Below are 2,592 nucleotides of genomic sequence, written 5' to 3' on the forward strand. Positions count from 1 at the left end.
GGGCCCAAGGAAACCAACGGCGCCTATGGCGTCTATCCGGTCGAGAGCAGCCAGGTGCTGATCGACGGTGTCACCGTAAAGGGGGCGTCCGACGCCGGCATTTATGTCGGGCAGAGCAGCGACATCATCGTCCGCAACTCGACCGCATCGGGCAATGTCGCGGGGATCGAGATCGAGAACAGCCGCCATGCCGACGTCACCAACAATCTCGCCACGCACAATACCGGCGGCATCCTGGTGTTCGATCTGCCCAACCTGCCGCGCGGCAATGGCGGCGACGTCCGCGTCGGGGGCAACAAAGCGATCGACAACGACCAGGCCAATTTCGCGCCCAAGGGCAATATCGTCGCGACCGTGCCGCGCGGCACCGGCGTCCTGGTAATGGCCAACGATCAGGTCTGGGTGACCGACAACGATCTGTCGGGCAACGCGACGGCCAATGTGATGATCACCGCCTATCGCAACGCCTTCACCGACACCAAATACAATCCCTATCCGCGCCGGGTCGAGGTGTCGGGAAATCGTCACGGCAAGGCCGGGTTCGACCCGGGTTTCCCCGGTGGCGAGCAGCTCAAGGCGGCGTTCGGCGGTAGCCTGCCACCGGTACTGTGGGACGGCGCGGTCAAGGGAGAGACTGGCATCCGCGTCGCCGACAAGGTGCCGGTGCTGAGCCTCAATCTGCGGCAAGGCGCGCCGCTGTCGGATGCCAAGCCGGCGCCGGCCGATCTGTCCAAGACGCCGGCAATGCCGCCGCGCGCGCCGGTCGTCCTGCCCGCAGCGATGGAGGCGGCGGCGAAGTGAGCGGGGCGCTCGCCCGGATGCGTCGCGCGTCGCTGGCGGTTTCGGCGGCGTGCGCGGTGCTGATCCTGGGGGTTGCCGCGCGACCGGCGCCGACGGTGGACGATGCCGCCATCCTCCAGGACGGCTATGCGCCCGCGCTCAGCGACTACGGCTTCTTCGCCGATCTTCGCGCGCGCACGCCGGCGGCGCGGGTGATGCCCTATCACCTCAACACCCCGCTCTTTTCCGATTATGCCGAGAAGCAGCGCTTTCTCTACGTGCCGGCCGGCAAGAAGGCGGCGTACGACCCGTCGGCGGCGCTCGATTTCCCGGTCGGCTCGGCGCTGATCAAGACCTTCGGCTATGAGCAGAACGGCGCGTTCAAGCCGCTCGAGACGCGCTTGCTGCTGCATCGCACCCAAGGTTGGGTCGCGGTCCCCTATGTCTGGAACGCCGACGGCAGCGATGCGGTGCTGAAGCGCGCCGGAACGCGCATTCCCGTCACTTTCGCCGATCCCTCGGGCAAGGCGCGGACGATCAGCTATTCGGTGCCCAACCAGAACCAGTGCAAGGATTGTCATTCGCTGGCCGGCGCGATCACCCCGATCGGGCCCAAGGCGCGCAATCTCAACGACGGGCAGCAACTTGCGGCGCTGGTCCGCGCCGGGATGCTCGACCGCGCGCCGGCCGACGCGCCGCGGCTCGCGCGCTGGGACGATTCTTCCGCGCCGATCGACGCCCGGGCGCGCGCCTATCTCGAAAGCAATTGCGCACATTGCCACAATCCCAAGGGCGCGGCGTCCAATTCGGGCCTGTTCCTCGGCTGGGACGTTGCCGACCCGGTCGCGCGTGGAATCGGCAAGCGTCCGGTCGCCGCCGGGCGCGGCAGCGGCGATCGCGATTTCGACATCGACCCGGGCAAGCCCGACGATTCGATCATCCTCTACCGCATGGCCTCTACCGATCCCGGCGTGGCGATGCCCGAGCTCGGCCGCGCGACCACGCACGACGAGGCGATCGCGCTGCTGACGCAATGGATTCTCGACATGAAGGCGACGGGCACGGCCGCCGCGACGCGCTGATGCGCGTCGTCACGCTGGAGGCGGAGGACGATTTCGACGGCTGGCGCGACGCGGTGCGCGGGCTGGTGCTCGACCAGGTGCCGCCCGACCAAGTGGTGTGGCAAATAGGCGAGGACGATCCCGGCCAGTTGTTCGCCGGCCAGATGCCGGTGATCCCGGCCGAGCGCGGCGCTTTCTCGGTGCCGCGCGGGTTCATCGACCTCGCGCGTTCCGCCATCCTCCATGCGGACCGCCAGCGTTTCGCGTTGCTCCACAAGCTGCTGGACCGGGTGCTGCGCGAACCCGGGCTGGTCGAGGACCAGGCCGACCCGCTGGTCCGCAGGCTGGAGGGCCTGGCCAAGGCAGTGCGCCGCGACATCCACAAGATGCGCGCGTTTCTGCGCTTCCGCGAAATGCCGCACCAGCCCGCTCCCCCACCCGACCGCCCACAAGATAATTTGGGTGGTCGGGTGGGGGAGCGGGCTGGCACCGCCCGGGAAGACTCCGGGACCCGCTATGTCGCCTGGTTCGAGCCCGAGCATCACATCGTCCGCGCCAATGCCGGCTTCTTCGTCGAGCGTTTCGCGACGATGCGCTGGTCGATCCTGACCCCGGAAATCTCGATCCATTGGGACGGCAAGCGGCTGAGCCAGGGGCCCGGCGCGTCGAAAGCGGACGCGCCCGACGGCGACCCGGTCGAGGCGGTGTGGAAGACCTATTACGCGTCGATCTTCAACCCGGCCCGGGTCAA

At 68.2% G+C, this 2,592-nt stretch carries 3 protein-coding genes; all 3 read left to right on the forward strand.

Annotated elements, in window-relative coordinates; translation table 11 throughout:
- Positions 1-801: parallel beta-helix domain-containing protein (locus ACTHJR_RS13165; protein WP_440523688.1), on the forward strand; the 801-nt coding region annotated here is incomplete at its 5' end.
- Positions 798-1,862, forward strand: coding sequence for an SO2930 family diheme c-type cytochrome (locus tag ACTHJR_RS13170; RefSeq protein WP_440523689.1), 1,065 nt, complete (start codon positions 798-800; stop codon positions 1,860-1,862). The genes ACTHJR_RS13165 and ACTHJR_RS13170, both read left to right, overlap by 4 nt.
- Positions 1,862-2,592, forward strand: a 731-nt coding sequence (locus ACTHJR_RS13175; protein WP_440523690.1) for a TIGR03915 family putative DNA repair protein, incomplete at its 3' end; no start/stop codon positions are given. The genes ACTHJR_RS13170 and ACTHJR_RS13175, both read left to right, overlap by 1 nt.

Source organism: Sphingomonas sp. (assembly GCF_051962185.1).
Taxonomy (GTDB): Bacteria; Pseudomonadota; Alphaproteobacteria; order Sphingomonadales; family Sphingomonadaceae; genus Sphingomonas.